Source organism: Actinomycetospora cinnamomea (assembly GCF_003096675.1).
Taxonomy (GTDB): domain Bacteria; phylum Actinomycetota; class Actinomycetes; order Mycobacteriales; family Pseudonocardiaceae; genus Actinomycetospora; species Actinomycetospora cinnamomea.
In genome coordinates this window covers 247,077-265,699 of record NZ_QEKW01000007.1, presented here as the reverse complement: position 1 = coordinate 265,699, position 18,623 = coordinate 247,077, and the positions used below count along the sequence as shown (strand labels likewise).

Sequence of the window (18,623 nt, the reverse complement as noted above, 5' to 3'; positions counted from 1 at the left end):
CGCCGTGCCGCGGGGTAGCCGGTCCCGATCCCCGTCCCGTCACCGCTCCCGGAGGCCCGACATGGCGGCACCCTCGCGACCCACCCGCGTGACCCTGACCGAGGGTGGTCCGGTGCTGGTCGAGGGCCCGGTCGAGCTCGAGCTGCCGGACGGCACCCGGGTGACCAGCGAGCGGCCGGTGGTGGCGCTGTGCGCGTGTCGGCGCACCAAGCGCTACCCGTTCTGCGACACCAGCCACCGCCGCAAGGAGCGCCGGGCGGGGGCCCCGAAGGACCAGACCCCGAAGGGTCAGGCCGCGGAGGACCCGACGGGGGACTGAGGCGCGGCCGGCGGGGTCCGCAGCGCCGACTCCCCGGCCGACCAGCAGCGCACGAGGTGATCGGCGAGGTCGTCCTCGAGCAGCGTCGAGGCCTGGATGCCGAGCACGACGTCGGCGGCCAGTTCCGGCTCCCGCTCGAGCAGCCCGGCCAGCAGGTCCTTGCGCACGAGCTGCTCGTGCACGGCGTCGGCCTCGACGTGCTCGGCGTAGAACTCGCTGACCTCCGGGGGGAGCCCGAGCCGCTCGATCGCCGTCACGAGCCGCGCGGCCCCGGGCGGGGACGTGATCTCGATCAGCGCGAACTGGCCGACCGACGCACCGCGCCAGCGCCGGTGCAGCCCGAACAGCGACATGATGTTGACGGTGGCGAGGACGGGCGCCGGCGCGACGTCGAGGTAGGCGCCGTACGTGGTGTCGAGCCCGAGGCCCTCCATCATGTCGGCGTAGATGCGCGCGTGGACGCGCTCGGGTCGCCCGGCGCCGTACTCGTCGTGCTCGACGGTCATCAGCGAGGCCTTGGCCCGCCCGGCGACGCCGTCCAGCCGCGGGATCACCCACGCCTGGGGGTCGGCCTCCTTGAGGTGGTACAGCGATCGCAGGGCGACGTACTCGTCGAGCTGGGCCCGCTCGCCGACGCGCGCCAGGTGCCAGGACGGGCCCGTCCCGTCGGCCGGCTCGACGAGCAGGGCCTCGACGGCCGCGTCGACGTCGTCGCCGCCCGCGACCCGCGCGCGTACGGCGTCGAGGAACGGGCCCTCGAGACGCGCGCGCAGCGCCAGCAGGTCGGGGTCCCACTCGAGGTCGTCGGCCACGCCGTCGAACGAGCGGTAGTGGAGCTCGTAGCAGAGGTAGAGGGCGAGCTGGAGGTCGTCGCCGAAGGGGTCCTCGACGTGTCCCGTCAGGTCGAGGTCCGCGGCCGCGCGGCGGCCGGCGAGGACGTCGAGCACGGCGGCCGAGACCGGGCCGCGGGCACGGGGCAGGACGGGCACGGATCGCTCCCTGGAGCAGGCGCCATGCGGCGTGTCGTGGACGTGGCGAGATCCGGTGGTACCCGGTCGACCGCGCCGCGAGACCCGCCGTGCGGCGTGACGTGCACGACGCTGAACGGGCGGCACGCGGGGGATCGGTGGTTGCCCGCGATCGGGTAACGCCTCCGCCGGGTCGACGACGCCCCGCCGCCTCGCGGCCGGGCCGATCGGTGCCGCCGGCACTCGGCGACCCGACTCGCCCCCCGAGCCCGACGAGGAGCCCGATGACGACCGTCGCCCCGGACCCCCGCCACACCCCGGTGCCCGGTATCCGCCCGCACCACCGCGTCTTCCGGGTCCCGGGCGTGTATCCGGTGCAGCGCGACACCTGGCTGCTCGCCGACGTCCTGCGCCGCGAGCTCACCGACCACGGCTGCGGCGCCGACCGCCCGTGCCGCGTCCTCGAGCTCGGCGCCGGCGCGGGCGCGCTCTCCGTGGTCGCCGCTCGCGTGCCGCACACCGACGTCACTGCGGTCGACCTGTCGCGTCGCGCCCTGCTCTCCACGCGCGTCAACGCCGCCCGCCACGGCCGCCGGGTCCGCACGCTGCGGGGCGACCTCACCGCACCGGTGGCCGGCGAGCAGTTCGACGTCGTCGTCTCCAACCCGCCCTACGTCCCGACCGCGACCGACGACCTGCCCGAGCACGGTCTCGCGCGGGCCTTCGACGGCGGGTGCGACGGGCGGCTGGTGCTCGACCGCGTGTGCGCCGAGGCGTCGCGCGTGCTGCGGCCCGGCGGCCGGCTGCTCGTCGTGCACTCCGCCTTCAACGACCCCGCGCTCACGGTGCGGCGGCTGCAGGAGCGGGGCATGCACGCGGAGGTCGTGCTCCGGCACGAGCACCCGTTCGGCCCGGTGCTCACCGCGCGCCGCGCGCTGCTGCGCGAGCGGGGGCTCGTCCGCGAGGACCAGGACACCGAGGAGCTGGTGGTCGTCCGCGCGGTGCGGCCCTCGTCGTCCCCCACCGAGCGCTGAGGAGCGGCGGGTGCACCACCAGATCGACGTCACGGTTCCCGCCGGGGCCACCGACGAGCTGGTCGCGGAGCTGGAGAAGCACGACGGTGTGCTCTCGCTGACCCTGCAGCGCGGCGGCTCGGTGAAGCCGGCCGGTGACGTGCTGACCGCCCACGTGCTCAACCGCTCCGTCGACTCCGTCCTGTCCGTCGTGGAGCGGGCCCGCGAGCACGGCCCGCTCACCGTGGGGACGTGGCGCACGGAGACCGTGGTGTCGACGGGCGCGGAGCGCGCGATCGAGGACGACGCCGACGAGTCCCCGTGGGAGGAGTTCGAGCGCACGCTGCGCCACCACGGGCGCACGAGCCTCAACTACCTCGCCCTCATGGGCCTCGGCGGTGGGCTCGCGGTCGCGGGACTGTTGTCCCCGGCCGTGCCGCAGGCGCTCGCGCTGGCCGCGTCGGCGATCATCGCGCCCGCGTTCGAGCCCGTGGCGAAGCTGGCGCTCGCGCTGCTGCGGGGCAGCCTCTACCGCATCCGGCGCGCGCTGGTCTCCGTCGTCGTCGGGTACGCCCTCCTCGCGGCCGGCGGCGGCGTCGCGTTCCTCGTGCTGCGGGCCCTCGGCCTGGCCGGGCCCGGTGTGCTCGCCTCCAGCCAGGGTGTGCACATGGTCGTCGATCCGACCGCGGCGGACTGGCTCGTCGGCGCGTGCGGCGCGCTGGCCGGGCTGCTCATCGTCACGTCGTTCCGCGAGGCGGTCCTCGCCGGCGCGCTGATCGCGCTGGCGCTCGTCCCCGCGGCGGCGCTGGTGGGCGTCGGCGTGGTCTCCGGGGACGTCCCGCTCGCCCTCGAGGGCCTGCAGCGCACCGCTGCGGACATGGGCCTCGTGGTGGTGCTGGGCGGGGCCGTGGTCCTCCTCAAGGACCGGTTCGTGCACCACGGCCGCCGCCCGCTGGCCTGACGCGGGCCCGGAGCACCGCGAGATCAGCCGCGGTCCCCGGCGCGCTCCTGGCCCTGCGGTCCCTGGGGACCGCCCCACTCGCCGCTCGACCCCTCGCTGCGGTCCGGCTCCGGCGACGCCGGCGTCGGGCCCTCCGGCTGCTGCCCGTCCTCGCGCTCGATGGCGCCGGGGTAGGGGAGCGACCCGGGCGGGGGCTCGACGATGCGCGCGCTCGACACCATGAGCACGATGAACCCGAGGATCGCGAGCACCCCGTGCAGGACGTGGTCGGGGGTGTTGAGCGCGAGGAACGTCGAGCCGCCCGTGCTGACGCTGAACGCCGAGCCGAAGACGAACAGCAGGATGTAGACGACCGCCTGCGTGATGGCGAACGCGCGCAGGGAGCTGCGCTTCAGCGTGCACGCGGCGCCGGCGACGGCGGTGACCAGCAGCAGGACCGAGTGCGCGGGGTTGAGCCGCAGGGCCAGCACGGTGTTCGGCACCTGCTCGGTGAAACCGGCACCCCAGCTCGTGACCAGGCCGGCGATGCCGACCGCGGCGAGCACGACGGCCTCGCCGAGGACGATCGCGACCCCGATCCGGCCCAGCAGCCCCTCGTGGGGCACCGAGGGGACCGGGTTGCCCTGCTCGTCCCGTCCCGGCGGGGCGTACGGGCCCGCCGCCCGACCCTGCTGGTCGTGCTGCTGCGGGGTGTCGTTGGCGTCGGGCTGCGGGGGTTCGCCTCTGCGGTTCGCCGGCTGCGTCATGCCCGCCGGGATGCCCAGCCGACCCCCGCCCGGGAACCCCCGGCCCGAGCGTGGTCCGGACGTCGGCGGTCGAGCCCTACACCACCGGCGTCGCACGGGTCACACCCGTTTCCGACGAATACGTGGCGCCGGGGCACGGGTAGCCGAAGCGTGACCGGCCGGGAGGCCGGACAGCGAACCACACGCACGCAACCGGAATCATCACGAGGAGAAGTGTGAGCACTCAGGCCCACCTCATCGCCCAGCTCCGCTCGATGCTGCAGCTGACCCAGACCGAGGTCCAGGTCGCCCGCATCCGGGTCGCGCAGGCGCGGACGGACGCGGTGCGCCGTGAACTGGTCGAGAATTCCCTGAACGCCGAGCAGCGCACCGCGGAGATCACCCGCGAGCTGCAGCGCCTCGGCGGCGTGGCCGACGTCGTGTCGCCGCTGGTCGGGCGCGTCGGCGCGGTCGTGAAGAGCACCGTCGAGCAGGCGGGCCCGGTCGACGAGGCCCTGCTCGGCGACCTCACCCTCGAGCACCAGCTGCGTGACCGCGCCGTCTACCTGCGGGCGCTCGCCGAGGCCGCGAAGGACGACGACGTCCGCCGCCTGGCCGACCGCCTCGAGGAGGCACACGCCGCCACCATCGAGTGGCTGACCACCGTGCTCGCGGAGCACGCGCTCGGCGGCCCGCCCGCGCTGAAGCCGACGCCGGTCCAGATGGTCGTCGGCGGCGCCACCCGCGCCGTGCGGCTGCCGGTCAACTTCGCCCGCGAGCAGATCAGCCGCTGGGCCGCCCGCGTGCAGCAGGGTGGCGAGCAGGTCCGCACGGTGGTGGCGGACACCGCCGACCGCGCTGCCCGCTTCGGTGACGACGCCCGCGAGGTCGTGACCACCGGCCGCGACGCCGCTCTCGACCGCGCCGAGCGCGTCAGCCGCCGCGAGGGCGCCGGCGACACCGCCGAGGCCCTGCACGAGGCCCGGGCCCGTCTCGGCGCCCTGCACCCGTCGGAGCTGCCGATCCAGCGCTACGACGAGCTCGGTGTCAACGACGCGGTCTCGAAGATCAAGCAGCTCGACGACGTCGAGGACCTGAACAAGGTCATCGTCTACGAAGAGGCGAACAAGAACCGCTCGGGGATCATCTCCGCGGCCCAGACGCGCCACGCCGCGCTGGCCCAGGAGGTCGCCGGCATCCGCTGAGCGGACGCTCGGTGGTTCGGCCGGGTCCCTTCCGGGGACCCGGCCGTTCGCGTGTCTCCCGGAGGTGGTCTCGCCCGTGCAGGTGCTCCAGGTGGTCTCGACCATCGCGCAGACGGTGTCGCCGCTGCTCTACGGCGCGTTCATCGTCGTCATCTGGTTCCAGCTGCGCGCCGCGCGGGAATCGGTGCAGGAGGTCCGCCAGGAGTTCCTCGCCGGCGGCCGGCCGGTGGTCGCGGTCCACGACGAGTACGACCACGCCACCCGCGCGCTGAGTCTCGCCGTCGAGAACGTCGGTCAGGGTCCGGCGAAGTCCATCAGCTTCGCGTTCTCCCACCCGATCGAGAGCTCCGACGGCGTGGTGGTGTCCGGCCTGCCGTTGTTCTCCATCGGCCTGACCTCGCTGTCGCCGAGCGCACGCATCACCTGCTGGTGGGACCACCTCGACGACCAGATGGCGTTCCTGCGCGAGAACGGGCTCGACGGCGAGGACTTCCAGGTCACGGTGCACTACACCGACCTGACCGGCGCCCAGTACTGGAACACCTGGGACATCCAGCCCGCGATCTACGAAGGACTCCGCCCGCCCCACCGTCCCGAGCAGCACTCCCACGACCAGGCCGGCGACGTCACCGACCGCACCAACGGGGCCCACAGCCCGAACGGCGAGTCGCCCGCGGAGTCGGCCGCGTCGACGAGCGGTTCGTCGTCCCCGGAGGGGACCTGAGCCCCGCGGCTCAGCCCCGTACCGCCCCCACGATCGCGGCGATCAGCAGGACCAGCCCCAGCACCAGCAGCAGGACCGGCGAGAGCACCGCGAGCAGGATCAGCAGGAGCCCTACCGCCACCCTGGTGCCCGGGCTCATCGCCGAGAACCCGCCCTTGATCCCCGCCCACACCGGATTGCGGCCCTGCATCTTGGCCAGCCCGGCCTGCAGCGCGGCGTTCGCGCCGACGCCCAGACCCGCGCCGCTGCCCCCGAGGGCGCCCTTCGCGGCGTCCGCGGCCACGTCGCCCAGGCGGTCGGCGACCTCGTCGACCTTCGCGGTGGCCGCCGCGGCCAGGCGGTCGACGGCGACCACGACCAGGGCGCGGAGACGCTCCGAGGCCGAGGGTGTACCTCCCTCCTCGGCGACGGTCCCGAGCGCCGGCGCCGGCGGTCGGTCGTCGACCTGGGGGGTGGCGGCCGCAGCCGTCATGGTGTGCTCCTCGTGAGGTGGTGGCGGCCCCCTGGTGGACCGCCCGGGCGCGGGGTCCCGCAGGTCAGCCCTGGTCGCCCTGGGTCTCGCCGATCCGGCGGGCCAGCGCGATGCCGTCGCGCATGCCCTCGGCGTAGGACCGGGTCTCGCGGTCCTCGACCGTCGGGTCCGACGCGGGCTCGCTCTCGATGAGCGTGGTCAGCACCGCCTCGACCTCGGCCACCCGACCCGCCTCCACCAGCTGGTGCAGGCCCTGCAGGACCTGGTCGGTGCGGTCGGTCCCGTCCTGCGACGCCTTCGCCACGGCGGACCTCCTTCGTCGTCGGATGCGGGCGGTGGACACACCCCGTCGTGGACAACCAACCAGCCGTGACGGCCCCCGAGAAGGACGCCACGCCAGGTGGCGTCCGACGGCGGGGCGGGTTCGGCCGTTCGACCGGGCCACCTGACCCGCCCGGCCCAGGCCGCGGTCAGAGGTTCTGGACGTGCTGGAAGCCGAAGCGGCCCTTGATGCAGAGGTGGCCGTGGGTCACCGAGTGGTCGGCCGGGCTGGTGACGTTGACGATCTCGTTCTGCTGGACGTGCAGCTCGAGGTTGCAGCCGACCCCGCAGAACGAGCAGACGGTGGTGGACACCGTCTGCTCCTCGGGGTGCCAGTCGCCGGCCTCCCGCAGCTCGTACTCGCGTCGGGAGATCAGTGCGCCGGTGGGACACACCCCGATGCAGTTGCCGCAGTAGACGCACGCGGACTCGGGCAGCGGGTTGTCGTACTCGGTGGCGATGCGGGCGTCGAAGCCCCGCCCCGCCGCGGTGATCGCGAACGTGAACTGGGCGTCGCTGCCACAGGCGTTGACGCACTTGTAGCAGAGCACGCAGCGGGAGTAGTCGCGCACGTAGAGGTCGTTGTCGACCTTGACCGGCTGGTGCACGGTGGCCGCCGTGGCCCCGTCCGGGGCGTGGTGGTGACCGGCGTGACGGCGGTCGCGCTCGCCCGCCGCGGCCGGGGGAGCGGGCGGTCCGTAGCGCTGGGCGTCGACCCCGTACTCGTCCATCCAGCGCTGGACGTCGGCGCTCGCGCGGTCCATGTCCACCGAGGACGCGAGCAGCTCGAGCACCATGCGCCGGCTGTGCTTGACCTTCTCGGTGTCGGTGCGCACCGCCATGCCGTCCTCGCACTGGCGCGCGCAGGAGGGGACGAGCGCCCGGGAGCCCTCGACCTCCACCACGCACACCCGGCAGGCGTTGATGGGGTCCATGTTGGGCGCCCAGCAGATGGTCGGGGTGTCGGCCTGCTCGGGGGTGCCCTCGTCGTGCAGCGCGTCGAGGATCGTCGCGCCCTCGGGGACGCGGACCTCGCGGCCGTCGAGGGTCAGGCTCACCCGCCGGCGGATCGGGCCGAGCATCACCGGCCCGCTGCTGAGCCGCTCCTCGGGCCCGCGGGCGGGCGCGACGGGGTCGACGACGGTCGGCCCGACCGCCGTGGGCACGCGGGTGTCGCCGTCGGTGCGCTCGCCGGGCGGTGGCCCGTCGTGGAGCGCGGTGCTGCCCGCGGCCTCGCTCGCGCCGTCGACCGGCAGGTCGGCCGGGGCGGTGGAGCCCCCGCCGGGGCCGGCCGGACCCTTGCCCGTGGTGGTCATGGGGTGGGCACCTTCCCGTTGCGGGAGCCGTTGACGGAGGTGGTGGTCGGCCGGTCGAGCAGGCCGAGGTCGAGGGCGGAGGTGACCGCGGCCGGGGCGGTCTGGCCCAGGCCGCAGATCGAGGCGTCGCGCATGACCCGCGCCAGGTCGTCGAGCAGCGCGATCTCGGTCTCCCGCGACCCGATCGGGGCGTCCCGTTCGAGCCGGGCGAGCGCCTCCTCCTGGCGCACCGTGCCCACACGGCAGGGCACGCACTGCCCGCACGACTCGTCGCGGAAGAACGCCGCGATCCGCCGCAGCGTGCCGGTGAGGTCGGCGTCGGTGTCGAACACGAGCACCACCCCCGACCCGAGGGTGGCGCCGATGTCGCGCGCGCCCTCGAGGGTGAGCGCGACGTCCAGGTTCTCCGGCATGACGAACCCGCCCGCGGCGCCGCCGAGCAGCACGGTGCGCAGCCTATCGGCGTGCTCCCCTGATCCGCGGGTCCCGCCGGCGAGGTCGAGCAGCTCGCGCAGCGTCGTTCCGAACTCGACCTCGTACACCCCGGGTGTGCGGACCGCGCCGGAGACGCAGAACAGCTTGGTGCCCGTCGAGCGCCCGCCGCCGACCTCGGCGAACGCCTGCCCGCCGACCTCCAGGATGCCGAGCACGTTGTAGAGCGTCTCGACGTTGTTGATCGCGGTGGGCTTGCCGAACAGGCCCTTGACGCTGGGGAACGGCGGCTTGTTGCGGGGCTCGCCTCGGAATCCCTCGATGGACTCCAGCATCGCGGTCTCCTCGCCGCAGATGTAGGCCCCGGCGCCGCGGCGCAGCTCGATGTCGAAGGTGAAGCCCTCACCCATGACGTCCGCGCCGAGGAACCCCCGGGCGCGCGCGGCCGCGATGGCGTTCTCCAGCCGGCGGGTGGCCAGCGGGTACTCGCCGCGCAGGTAGAGGTAGCCGACCTCGGAGCCCGTGACGTACCCGGCGATCGTCATCGCCTCGATGAGGGCGAAGGGGTCGCCCTCCATGAGCACCCGGTCCTTGAACGTGCCGGGCTCGGACTCGTCGGCGTTGCACACCAGGTAGTGCGGGCGCTCGGGCGCACCGGCGACGCCCTTCCACTTCACGCCGGTGGGGAACGCGGCGCCGCCGCGGCCGGTCAGCGACGAGTCCTCGAGCTCGGTGATCACACGCGTCGGACCGAGGTCGACCGCGCGGCGCAGCGCGGCGTAGCCGCCGTGGGCGCGGTAGTCGTCGAGGCTCGTGGGGTCGACGACGCCGATGCGGCGCATCAACCGCAGGGGCCCGCCCGACGGCATGCGCCCGCCGGGCGTCTGCGGGGCGCTGGTGCGGCTGTCGGCGAACGCGGCGTCGGCCTCGTCGGCCAGCGCCGGGTCGTCCGAACGCGCCGCCGCGACCACGTCGTCGGGACCGGCGGGCGCCTGGCTGAGATCGGGCTCGCCGGTGCGCTGGTGCAGCACGGCGGGCGCGCGCTCGCACAGCCCGAGGCAGGGGCTGCGCACCCAGCAGACGTCCTGTCCGGCTCCTTCCTCACCCAGCTCGTCGGTCAGACGCGCGGCGATCTCCTCGCCGCCGTTCGGCCCGCAGGCGACGTCGTCGCAGACGTGCACCACGCGCGGGGCCCGGGGCTCGACGGCGAACATCGCGTAGAACGTCGCCACCCCGTAGATCTCCGCGGGGGGGACCGACAGCGTGACCGCGATGTGGTCGAGGGCCCCCGGCGAGATCCATCCGACGGCGTCGGACACGGCGTGGAGCACCGGCAGCAGCAGGTGCCGCCGGGCCCGGGCGTCGTGGCCGGCGTGGTGCGAGCGCATCGGTCGGTCGCCGTTGGTGCCCGGTGGCGGGACCGCGCGCGCGAACGCCGCGTCGATCGTCTCGCGCTCGAGGTCGGTGGGCTGCGCGCCGGAGAGGTGCAGATCCACGCGTCAGGCCCCCGCGACGGGCATCGGGCTGGGCATCGGGCTGCTGACGGGAGCGAGTTTCTCCACCCGGATCGCCGTCGCCTTGAACTCCGAGGTGCCCGATTTCGGGTCCCAGGCGTCGTTGGTGAGCACGTTGACGTCGACCTCCTCGGTGAAGTGCGGGGTGAACGACGCGAGCCCCGGGCGCAGCGACGGGTCGATCCCCACGGGCGCCTCGACGGCCCCGCGGCGCGACACGACCCGCACCCGCTCGCCGTTCGCGATCCCGAGCCGCGCGGCGTCTCCTGCGTCGATGCGCAGCGACTCGGGCACGCGCAGCGGGGACGAGTAGCCGCCCGACTGCACGCCCGAGTTGTACGCGTCGAGCAGCCGGACCGTGGTGAGCCGGATCGGGAACTCGTCGTCGAGCGCGTCGACGGGCGCGACGTGCTCGACCGGCGTGAACGGCGCCGGGCGGCCCCGCTCGGCGGGGTCGTCGGCCCACAGGCGCGCGTGCATCAGCGGCGTGCCCGGGTGGTCCTCCGACGGGCACGGCCACTGGATGCCGCCGAGGGCGTCGAGGCGGGCGTAGCTCATGCCGGCGTGCCAGTTCAGCGACACCGACCGCAGCTCGTCCCACACCTCCTCCGCGGTGGGCTCGCCCCAGTCGTGGCCGAGTCGTGTCGCGAGCGCGCAGATGATGTGGGTGTCCGGGCGCGCCTGCCCGGGCGGCTCGATCGCCTTGCGGACGCGCTGCACCCGCCGCTCGGAGTTGGTGACCGTGCCCTCGTACTCGCACCAGTCGGCCGTCGCCGGGAACACCACGTCGGCGAGCTCGGCGGTCGCCGTGCGGAAGATGTCCTGCACGATCAGCGTGTCCAGGCCCTCGAGCAGGTGGCGGGCGTGGGCGGCGTTGGCCTCGGACTCGGCGGGGTTCTCGCCGATGCAGTACAGCGCCCGCATCTCCCCGCGCTCCATCGCCTCGAACATCTGCGACAGGTGCATGCCGGGCTCGCGCGGGTAGTCGTCGCTGCCCCACACCGCGGCGTACCGGGCGCGGGCCTCCTCGTCGCCGACGTCGTAGCCGCCGGGCAGCTTGGCCGGGATCGCACCCATGTCGCCGCCGCCCTGCACGTTGTTCTGCCCGCGCAGCGGCACCAGCCCCGAGCCGTAACGGCCGACGTGCCCGGTGAGCAGGGCCAGGTTGATCAGCGCGAACACGTAGTCGGCCGCGTTGTGGTGCTCGGTGATCCCGAGCGTCCAGCAGATCTGTGCGCGGTCGGCGCGGGCGTAGGCGTGCGCGAGCTCGCGGATCGTGGCGGCCGGCACACCGGTGATCTCCTCGGCCCGTTCGAGCGTGTAGGGCTCGACGGTCGCGGCGTAGTCGTCGAACCCGGTGGTGGCGCGCTCGACGAACGCCCGGTTCACCAGGCCCGCGTGGATGATCTCCCGCCCGATCGCGTTGGCCAGCGCGATGTCGGTGCCCACGTCGAGGCCCAACCAGGCGTCCGCCCACCGCGCGGTGGAGGTGTGGCGCGGGTCGACCGAGTACATGCGCGCGCCGTTGCGGAGCCCCTGCAGCACGTGGTGGAAGAAGATCGGATGGGTCTCACGCGCGTTGGAGCCCCAGAGGACGAGCAGGTCGGCGTGTTCCGCCTCGACGTAGGCGGAGGTGCCGCCGCCGGCACCGAACACCGTCGTCAGACCGACGACGCTGGGAGCGTGTCAAGTGCGGTTGCAGCTGTCGACGTTGTTGCTGCCCATCACCACCCGCGTGAACTTCTCCGCGGCGTAGTTCATCTCGTTGGTGGCCTTCGAGCAGCTGAACATGCCGAACGCGTCGGCGGGGACGCCGCGCAGGCCCTCCGCGGCGCGGTCGAGTGCCTCGTCCCAGCTCGCCGGCCGGAGCACGCCGTGCTCGCGGACCAGGGGCTCGGTCAGCCGGACGTGGCGGGGCTTGCGCATGGTGTCGACCTCGTGATCGGCGTCGTCGTTGCTCCGCTCACCATCGTAGGTGTCGTTGCGACCGGCGTCACACAAGTGGAACGACATCGATCGCGCACAACCGTGCGGAGCAGTCGTCGCTCACCTGTTTGGGGGTGTGTTCGTCCGGGAAGGGACGAGCACCCGACGTGCATCGGCGCACGAGGACGAGGAGGAGCGATGGCGGGCAATCCGACGGTCGAATCGGTGGTGGAGCAGGTCCGGGACCTCAACGAGCGCATCGTGAGCAGGGCCCGGCAGGGCGGGGAGGAGTCGCTGCGGGCCTACCGGCAGCTGCTCGAGAACGTCGCCGAGGCCGAGGAGGCGGCGGGCAACCGTACGGCCGAATGGGTGCAGGCGTTCGCGCGCGCCCAGGCCGAGTTCACCCGCGAGCTGGCGGAGTCCTTCCCCGCGCTGCTCCAGCGCCTCGGCACGGGCATCGGCGGGGCGGCGGGCGCCGCGGCCCAGCAGGCCCGCCGCGTGCCGGGGGCAGCCACCGCCGAGGGCGAGGCCAAGGGCGCGGTGTCGGTCGAGGACGACCTCCCGATCGCGGACTACGACTCGCTGCGCGTCGAGGACGTCGTCGCGAAGCTCGACGGGATGTCCGCGACCGACCTCGGCAAGGTCGACGCCTACGAGCGCCGCACCAAGAACCGCAAGACGATCCTCGACCGGATCGCCGCGTTGCGCTGACGCGCTCGTGCGCGCTCGTGCGTGCTCGTCCGTGCCCCGGCACGGACGAGCACGCACACGGGCGCTCAGCGCAGACGGCGGTTTGCCCGCGGCCGGGGGTCGGCAAGACCGTGCACCATGACGCAGCCACCTCCGCAGGAGCAGACCTATCCCGGCAGCACCGGGGCGATGGACCCCGAGCCGAACGACGAGATGCGCGGCTACGCCGGGCGCGACCTCCTGGCCGGCCGCAAGGCGCTGATCACCGGTGGTGACTCCGGCATCGGGCGCGCCGTGGCGATCGCCTTCGCCGAGGAGGGCGCCGACGTCGCGCTCAGCTACCTCTCCGAGAGCCGGGAGGACGGGGACGCCACCCACACCCAGTCGCTCGTCGAGGCCAAGGGCCGGCGCTGCGTCAGGGTGCCCGGCGACATCGCCGACCGCGATCACTGCCGGCGGATGGTCGAGCGGGTCGTCGACGAGCTCGGCGGGCTGGACATCGTCGTCAACAACGCGGCGGTGCAGACGCCGGTGGGCGGCCCCGAGGAGCTCTCCGACGAGCAGTGGGACCGCACGTTCGCCACCAACGTGTCCAGCTTCTTCTGGGTCACCAAGGACGCGCTGCCGCACCTGCCCGACGGCGCCGCGATCATCAACACCGGCTCGGTGAACGGGCTGCGCGGCAACAAGTCGCTGCTCGACTACTCGGCGGCCAAGGGGGCCGTCCACGCGCTGACCATGTCGCTGGCCCAGCAGCTGCTGCCGCGCGGCATCCGGGTCAACTGCGTGGCGCCGGGCCCGGTGTGGACCCCGCTGATCCCCGCGACCATGCCCGAGGAGAAGGTCGACTCCTTCGGCGCGCAGGCCCCGATCGGCCGGGCCGCCTCGCCCGACGAGATCGCGCCGTCGTACGTGTTCTTCGCGGCGAACCAGCTCTCGTCGTACTACAGCGGCGAGGTGCTGGCCCCGACCGGAGGCGAGACCCTGCCCGGCTGAGTCACATCCGTGTCCGCGGCGCGGGCTGCGGGGTAGCCGATTCCATGAAGGTGGTCTACGTGTCCTACCCGCCGTCCGACGCCGTGGACGGTGACGTCCCGGCGAGCGCCGACCAGGCCCTCGGCCTGCAGGAGTTCCTGTCCGAGCGCGGCCACGAGCTGGTCACCACCACCGACACCGGTGAGGGTCTCGACCGCGAGCTCGGCGACGCCGAGGTGCTGATCACGACGCCCTTCTGGCCCGTCTACCTCGAGGAGGACAGGGTGTCGAAGGCGTCGAACCTCAAGCTGGTGATCACCGCCGGCGTGGGCTCCGACCACACCGACCCCGAGACCGCGCGGCAGCACGGCATCACCGTCGCCGAGGTCACCGGCAGCAACGTCGTCAGCGTCGCCGAGCACAACGTCCTGCAGATCCTCGCGCTGGTCCGCAACTTCGTCCCGGCCCACGCGAACGCGCGCATGACGGGGGAGCACGCCGACAGGGGGTGGGACGTCGCCGGGGTGTCGGCGCCGTCGCACGACCTCGAGGGCAAGACCGTCGGCATCGTCGGGCTCGGCGCGATCGGCGCCCGCACCGCGCTGCGGCTCAAGGGCTTCGACGTGCGGACGCTCTACTACGCCAACCACCGCCGCTCGCCCGCCGAGGAGGAGACGCTCGGCGTGCGCTACGCGCGGCTCGACACCCTCGTGCGCGAGTCGGACGTCATCTGCCTGGCCCTGCCGCTCATGGAGGGCAGCCAGGCGCTGTTCGGACCCGAACGCCTGCAGGCGATGAAGCCGGGCTCGTGGCTGGTCAACACCGCCCGCGGCGCGATCGTCGACCGGGACGCGCTGGTCGAGGCGATCGAGTCCGGTCACCTGGCGGGCTACGCCGGCGACACCTGGTACCCCCAGCCCGCGCCGGCCGACCACCCGTGGCGCTCGCTGCCCGAGGGTTCCGAGGCGATGACGATCCACTGCTCGGGCATGACCCGGGAGGCCCAGGACCGCATCGCCGAGGGCGTGCGGGAGATGCTCGAGGCCCATGTCGACGGTCGTCCCCTGCCCGACGACTTCGTGATGGTCTCGCCGGACTCCTGACGTACGTGCGTGATCTTCTGAGCTATAGCTCAGAAGATCACGCACGTGGGGTCACGCCGCGACCGGCTCCGGCACGCGCGGCTCCCCGGTCATCCGCGGGGTCGGGGCATCGGCCCCGGGCTGCGGGGCCGGCTTCTCCCGCCCGGTCAGCCGGTCCACGAAACGCCTCAGCTCGCCCGCCACCGGCAGCGAGAGCTTCCAGATCGACCGCGTCGACTGCCAGAACTGCCTCGGGAACGGGCCGGTCGTGTAGGGCAGGTCCCAGCGGGCGCAGATGTCCCTCACCCGCTCCGCGATCTCCGGGTACCGGTTGGACGGCAGGTCGGGGAAGAGGTGGTGCTCGATCTGGTAGCCGAGGTTGCCGCTCATGAGGTGCATGAGCTTGCCGCCGGTGAAGTTCGCCGAGCCCAGCAGCTGGCGCAGGTACCACTCGCCCTGCGTCTCGCCCTCGAGCTCCTCCTCCGTGAACACCTCGGCGCCGTCGGGGAAGTGCCCGCAGAAGATGATCGCGTAGGACCACACGTTGCGGACGAGGTTCGCGGTCGCGTTGGCCGCGATCGTCGCCGGGAAGAACGGGCCGGACAGGGCCGGGAAGAACACGTAGTCCTTGAGCGCCTGCCTGCCGGCCTTGCGCCCGATCTGGCGCAGCTTGGCCTTCATCTCCTCGGGGTCGGCGTCCATCTTCGCCGCTCCCTCGATGTCGAGGTCGTGCAGCGCGACGCCCCACTGGAACAGGACCATCAGCAGCGCGTTGTAGAGCGGCTGGCCCAGGTAGTGGGGGTGCCACGGCTGGTCGGAGCGGACGCGGAGGATCTCGTACCCGACGTCCTTGTCCTTGCCGATCACGTTCGTGTACGTGTGGTGCAGGTAGTTGTGGGAGTGCTTCCACTGCTCGGCCGGGCAGACGTTGTCCCACTCCCAGGTCGACGAGTGGATCTCCGGGTCGTGCATCCAGTCCCACTGGCCGTGCATGACGTTGTGGCCGATCTCCATGTTCTCGAGGATCTTGGAGGCGGCCAACGCGGCGGTGCCGGCGAGCCACAGCGGGGGCAGGACGCTGCCCACCAGCGCCACGCGTCCGCCGATCTCGAGCCGGCGCTGGAGGGCGATGACGCCCTTGATGTACGCGGCGTCCTCCTCGCCGCGCGACGCCTCGACGTCACGGCGGATCGCGTCGAACTCACGCCCGATGGCGGCGACGTCGGCCTCGCTCAGGTGCGTGAACTCCTTGATGTCCGAGATGGCCATGTCGGCGGGTCCCTCCGGGTGGAATCGAGTACCTGAAGTACGCGGTACCGACGGTACCGATCGGAACGCACGCCGGCTGCTGGGAGCGCTGTGTCGCTGGGCACGGCGGGTGACGTGGTGGCGGTCACGGCCGGCGAGGGCGGGCCGGGCGTCGCTCCGTCGGGGGAATCAGCCAGGATGCCGTGAGGTCCGGGTAACGGATTGGTCACGGCCGCCGATACGCCGTCACGGAGCAGAGCGCGACGACCACGGCGAGTGGGGAGGAGGGGCATGTCGACACCGACCTCGGTGCCGAGCGCCCTCGGGGACGGACGGGCCACCATCGAGCCGGGACGCCGGGTGGCGGGGCGCTACCTCCTGCTCGCGCCCGTCGGCCGGGGCGGGTCGGGCGCGGTGTGGCGGGCCCACGACGAGCTCCTCGATCGGGACGTCGCGATCAAGCGTCTGCACGGGGGCCGCGCCCTCGACCCCGCCCGCGCGCGCCAGGTGCGCGAGCGGGCGCACCGGGAGGGTCGTGTCGCCGCCCGCCTGCACCACCCGCGGTTGGCCGCGATCTTCGACATGATCGAGCTCGACGGCGAGATCTGCCTCGTCATGGAGTACGTCGCGGCGCCGTCCCTGGCCGATCTGCTCGACCACGAGGGGCCGCTGCCGCCCGCGCGGGTCGCGGCCATCGGCACGCAGATCGCCGAGGGTCTCGCGGCCATGCACGACCGGGGCATCGTGCACCGGGACGTGAAGCCCGCCAACATCATGATCGGTGCCGGCGACGTCGTGACGGTCACCGACTTCGGCATCGCGGTCGTCGACACCGACCCGGGGACGTCCGACCAGCTCGTCGCCGGGACACCGCACTACATGGCACCCGAGCTCGCCCGCGGCGGCACCGCCACCGCCGCCGCCGACGTGTTCTCGCTCGGCGCGACGCTGTACACCGCGCTGGAGGGCCGGCCGCCGGCCGGTGAGGGTGGCAACGCCCTCGAGGTGCTCTCGCGCGTCGCCACCGGCCTCGTCCAGCCGACGCGGCGGGCCGGCGACCTCACGCCGGTGGTGCGGATGCTCCTCGACCACGACCCGGCGCGCCGACCCCTCGCCGCGGTGGCGGCCCGGCTGCTGGCCGGCGAGGACGTCTCGGCCCAGGAGCTCGCCGCGACGGCCCTGCCGGGCACGGGGCACGACCCCGAGGACCCCTCCCGCGCGGGGGCGGACGACGGGGCTGACGACGAGGTGGACGGGGCGGATCATGCCGCCCCCACCGGCCCGATCGCCCTCCCCGTGCCGGCGCGTCCGACCCGGACCCGTCCGGTCACCTCGCCCGCCCCGTCGGGGACGACCCGGCGCCGACCCGGACGGCGGGCGGTCGCGGTCGGGGCCGGGCTCGTCGGCGTGCTCGGTGCCGCAGGTGTCGCCGGGGCGGTCGCCGCGCGCTCCGACACGGCCGACCCGGTCCCGGTGGCCGCGCCCGAGGCCGGCGTGCCCCTGGCCGCCACGCCCGTCCCGGTGGCCGCGCCGCCGGTCATCCCGGCCGCGCCCTCGGCGACACCGAGCACCACGTCGCGCACCACCGTGACCTCGACCCCGATGGAGGAGGCGGCGTCGTCGAGGTCGTCGGAGTCCCGCGCGGAGCGCCAGCGCGAGGCCTCGCGGAGGGCCGCGGCGTCCTGGGAACGCTGGTGGGAGCGCTGGCGTGACCAGGCGCGCGCCGAGCGCGGCAACGGGAACGGCAACGGGAACGGCAACGAGGGCCGGGGCCGCGGCCGGGGCGGCGGCCGCGACGGCTGATCCGACGGGCCGGTCAGGCTCCCCGGCGCTCCTCGTGACGACGCTCCTCGTGATGGCGCCCCTCATGACGGGACCGTTCGAGGCGCTCCTCCCGGGCGGGGGTGCGCGGCGCCGGCACCCGCGGGAACGGCGGCTCGTCCCGTCGCGGCGCCGGAACGGCCGGTGACGGGGTCCGGTCGGTCGAGCTCGGCGCTGCGTCTGCCGCCGGCCGGCGGGCGACCCGCCGGATGCGGGGTTCATGGATCAGGTGGTCCTGCGAGCGGCCTCGCATCGTGCCCTCCCGTGCGTCCGACGGTGGAGGTCCCGCCCCGAAGGCTAGGACTCCCCGACGGCGCCGCGCTGTACGTCTTTGTGCGTACCTGCGGCCCTCGCGACGCGATCTTCCGGGCCGGGCGACCGCCCGGTACGTTCCGTCAGCAGGGCCGCCGGTGCGGACGAGGGGCCCGCACCGGCATCGGCCCGGGACGTCGCTCACGACGCCGCGCGCAGCACCTCGCTCAGCACCTCGCACAGTGCGAGCGGGTCCGCGTCGGCCGGGACGGGCAGCGCCGCCCAGCGTGGCGACTGCCGGCGGGCCGTGTCCGCCGTGGCCTCCCACCCGCCGTCGGGCGACCAGCGCAGCGCCCGGACGCGACGGGGCGGGTCGGCGTGCACCAGCAGCGCGAATCCGCTCCCGGCGCCTTCCGGAACCGTCTCGACGTCGTCGTCGTCGAGCAGGTCCAGCGCGGTGGCCACGGCCTCGGCGCACGCGGTGGCGTGGGCGAGCAGCCAGGGCTCGGCGGGCGTGGTGGTGGGTGCGGTCATCGGTCGGTCACCTCCCGGCGGTCCGTCGGACCACGTGGTTACCGACCAGTATCCCGCCGAACGGCGGTGGTCCCACCCCGGGTCGTTGTGGGAACGGCCACGCGCCTCGCGTCGACCTCGTGCAC

Annotated in this window: 18 protein-coding genes; 9 read left to right on the top strand and 9 right to left on the bottom strand. The window is 74.0% G+C overall.

Features of this window, described 5'->3' with window-relative positions:
* Nucleotides 1-61: 61 nt before the first annotated feature.
* A complete protein-coding gene (locus tag C8D89_RS15820; protein WP_116709061.1) occupies nt 62-319 on the top strand; it encodes a CDGSH iron-sulfur domain-containing protein in 258 nt (85 codons plus the stop codon).
* On the opposite strand, the gene C8D89_RS15815 is transcribed toward C8D89_RS15820, so the two are convergent.
* On the bottom strand, nt 289-1,308 hold the full coding sequence (locus tag C8D89_RS15815; protein WP_116709060.1) for an iron-containing redox enzyme family protein: 1,020 nt from the start codon (nt 1,306-1,308) through the stop codon (nt 289-291). The two genes, C8D89_RS15820 and C8D89_RS15815, sit on opposite strands and share 31 nt — an antisense overlap.
* Nucleotides 1,309-1,571: 263 nt before the next feature.
* On the opposite strand from C8D89_RS15815, the gene C8D89_RS15810 reads away from it, so the two are divergent.
* Nucleotides 1,572-2,321 carry a HemK2/MTQ2 family protein methyltransferase gene (locus C8D89_RS15810; RefSeq protein WP_116709059.1) on the top strand — a complete coding sequence of 250 codons (750 nt, stop codon included), beginning with the start codon at nt 1,572-1,574 and terminating at the stop codon, nt 2,319-2,321.
* A 10-nt stretch (nt 2,322-2,331) separates the two neighbouring features.
* On the top strand, nt 2,332-3,261 hold the full coding sequence (locus C8D89_RS15805; protein ID WP_116709058.1) for a DUF389 domain-containing protein: 930 nt from the start codon (nt 2,332-2,334) through the stop codon (nt 3,259-3,261).
* 23 nt (nt 3,262-3,284) lie between these two features.
* Here C8D89_RS15805 and C8D89_RS15800 read toward each other — a convergent pair whose 3' ends face one another.
* Nucleotides 3,285-4,007, bottom strand: coding sequence for a DUF4383 domain-containing protein (locus C8D89_RS15800; protein WP_116709057.1), 723 nt, complete (start codon nt 4,005-4,007; stop codon nt 3,285-3,287).
* Nucleotides 4,008-4,222: 215 nt separating this feature from the next.
* Between C8D89_RS15800 and C8D89_RS15795 the strand changes: the two genes are divergently transcribed.
* The gene (locus C8D89_RS15795; protein ID WP_116709056.1) at nt 4,223-5,191 is read left to right on the top strand and encodes a ferritin-like domain-containing protein; all 969 of its coding nucleotides are present in this window, start codon (nt 4,223-4,225) and stop codon (nt 5,189-5,191) included.
* 76 nt (nt 5,192-5,267) lie between these two features.
* Nucleotides 5,268-5,915 carry a hypothetical protein gene (locus C8D89_RS15790; protein ID WP_116709055.1) on the top strand — a complete coding sequence of 216 codons (648 nt, stop codon included), beginning with the start codon at nt 5,268-5,270 and terminating at the stop codon, nt 5,913-5,915.
* 10 nt (nt 5,916-5,925) lie between these two features.
* Here C8D89_RS15790 and C8D89_RS15785 read toward each other — a convergent pair whose 3' ends face one another.
* From C8D89_RS15785 to C8D89_RS15765, 5 genes are all read right to left on the bottom strand, one after another.
* Nucleotides 5,926-6,387, bottom strand: a complete 462-nt coding sequence (locus C8D89_RS15785; RefSeq protein ID WP_116709054.1) for a hypothetical protein — start codon at nt 6,385-6,387, stop codon at nt 5,926-5,928.
* Nucleotides 6,388-6,451: 64 nt separating this feature from the next.
* Nucleotides 6,452-6,691 (bottom strand): hypothetical protein, encoded by a 240-nt coding sequence (locus C8D89_RS15780; protein WP_116709053.1) that lies wholly within the window; start codon nt 6,689-6,691, stop codon nt 6,452-6,454.
* A 166-nt stretch (nt 6,692-6,857) separates the two neighbouring features.
* Entirely contained in the window at nt 6,858-8,024 is a 1,167-nt protein-coding gene (locus C8D89_RS15775; RefSeq protein WP_243418135.1) for a 2Fe-2S iron-sulfur cluster-binding protein, read from the bottom strand.
* Nucleotides 8,021-9,952, bottom strand: coding sequence for an NAD(P)H-dependent oxidoreductase subunit E (locus C8D89_RS15770; RefSeq protein ID WP_116709052.1), 1,932 nt, complete (start codon nt 9,950-9,952; stop codon nt 8,021-8,023). Before C8D89_RS15770 ends, C8D89_RS15775 begins: the two co-directional genes overlap by 4 nt.
* 3 nt (nt 9,953-9,955) lie before the next feature.
* Nucleotides 9,956-11,896: a molybdopterin oxidoreductase family protein gene (locus C8D89_RS15765; protein WP_116709129.1), complete on the bottom strand. Its 1,941-nt coding sequence runs from the start codon at nt 11,894-11,896 to the stop codon at nt 9,956-9,958.
* Between the two features lie 198 nt (nt 11,897-12,094).
* Between C8D89_RS15765 and C8D89_RS15760 the strand changes: the two genes are divergently transcribed.
* The 3 genes from C8D89_RS15760 (at nt 12,095) to C8D89_RS15750 (ending at nt 14,664) form a co-directional block, all read left to right on the top strand.
* Nucleotides 12,095-12,607 (top strand): hypothetical protein, encoded by a 513-nt coding sequence (locus C8D89_RS15760; RefSeq protein ID WP_116709051.1) that lies wholly within the window; start codon nt 12,095-12,097, stop codon nt 12,605-12,607.
* Between the two features lie 117 nt (nt 12,608-12,724).
* On the top strand, nt 12,725-13,582 hold the full coding sequence (locus C8D89_RS15755; RefSeq protein WP_116709050.1) for an SDR family oxidoreductase: 858 nt from the start codon (nt 12,725-12,727) through the stop codon (nt 13,580-13,582).
* Between the two features lie 44 nt (nt 13,583-13,626).
* Nucleotides 13,627-14,664 carry an NAD-dependent formate dehydrogenase gene (locus C8D89_RS15750; protein ID WP_116709049.1) on the top strand — a complete coding sequence of 346 codons (1,038 nt, stop codon included), beginning with the start codon at nt 13,627-13,629 and terminating at the stop codon, nt 14,662-14,664.
* Between the two features lie 51 nt (nt 14,665-14,715).
* Here C8D89_RS15750 and C8D89_RS15745 read toward each other — a convergent pair whose 3' ends face one another.
* A complete protein-coding gene (locus C8D89_RS15745) occupies nt 14,716-15,912 on the bottom strand; it encodes a fatty acid desaturase family protein (RefSeq protein WP_116709048.1) in 1,197 nt (398 codons plus the stop codon).
* 270 nt (nt 15,913-16,182) lie between these two features.
* Between C8D89_RS15745 and C8D89_RS15740 the strand changes: the two genes are divergently transcribed.
* Complete coding sequence (locus C8D89_RS15740; protein ID WP_116709047.1) at nt 16,183-17,694, top strand: serine/threonine-protein kinase; 1,512 nt, start codon at nt 16,183-16,185, stop codon at nt 17,692-17,694.
* Nucleotides 17,695-18,165: 471 nt separating this feature from the next.
* On the opposite strand, the gene C8D89_RS15735 is transcribed toward C8D89_RS15740, so the two are convergent.
* The gene (locus C8D89_RS15735) at nt 18,166-18,498 is read right to left on the bottom strand and encodes a hypothetical protein (RefSeq protein WP_116709046.1); all 333 of its coding nucleotides are present in this window, start codon (nt 18,496-18,498) and stop codon (nt 18,166-18,168) included.
* Nucleotides 18,499-18,623: the final 125 nt, after the last annotated feature.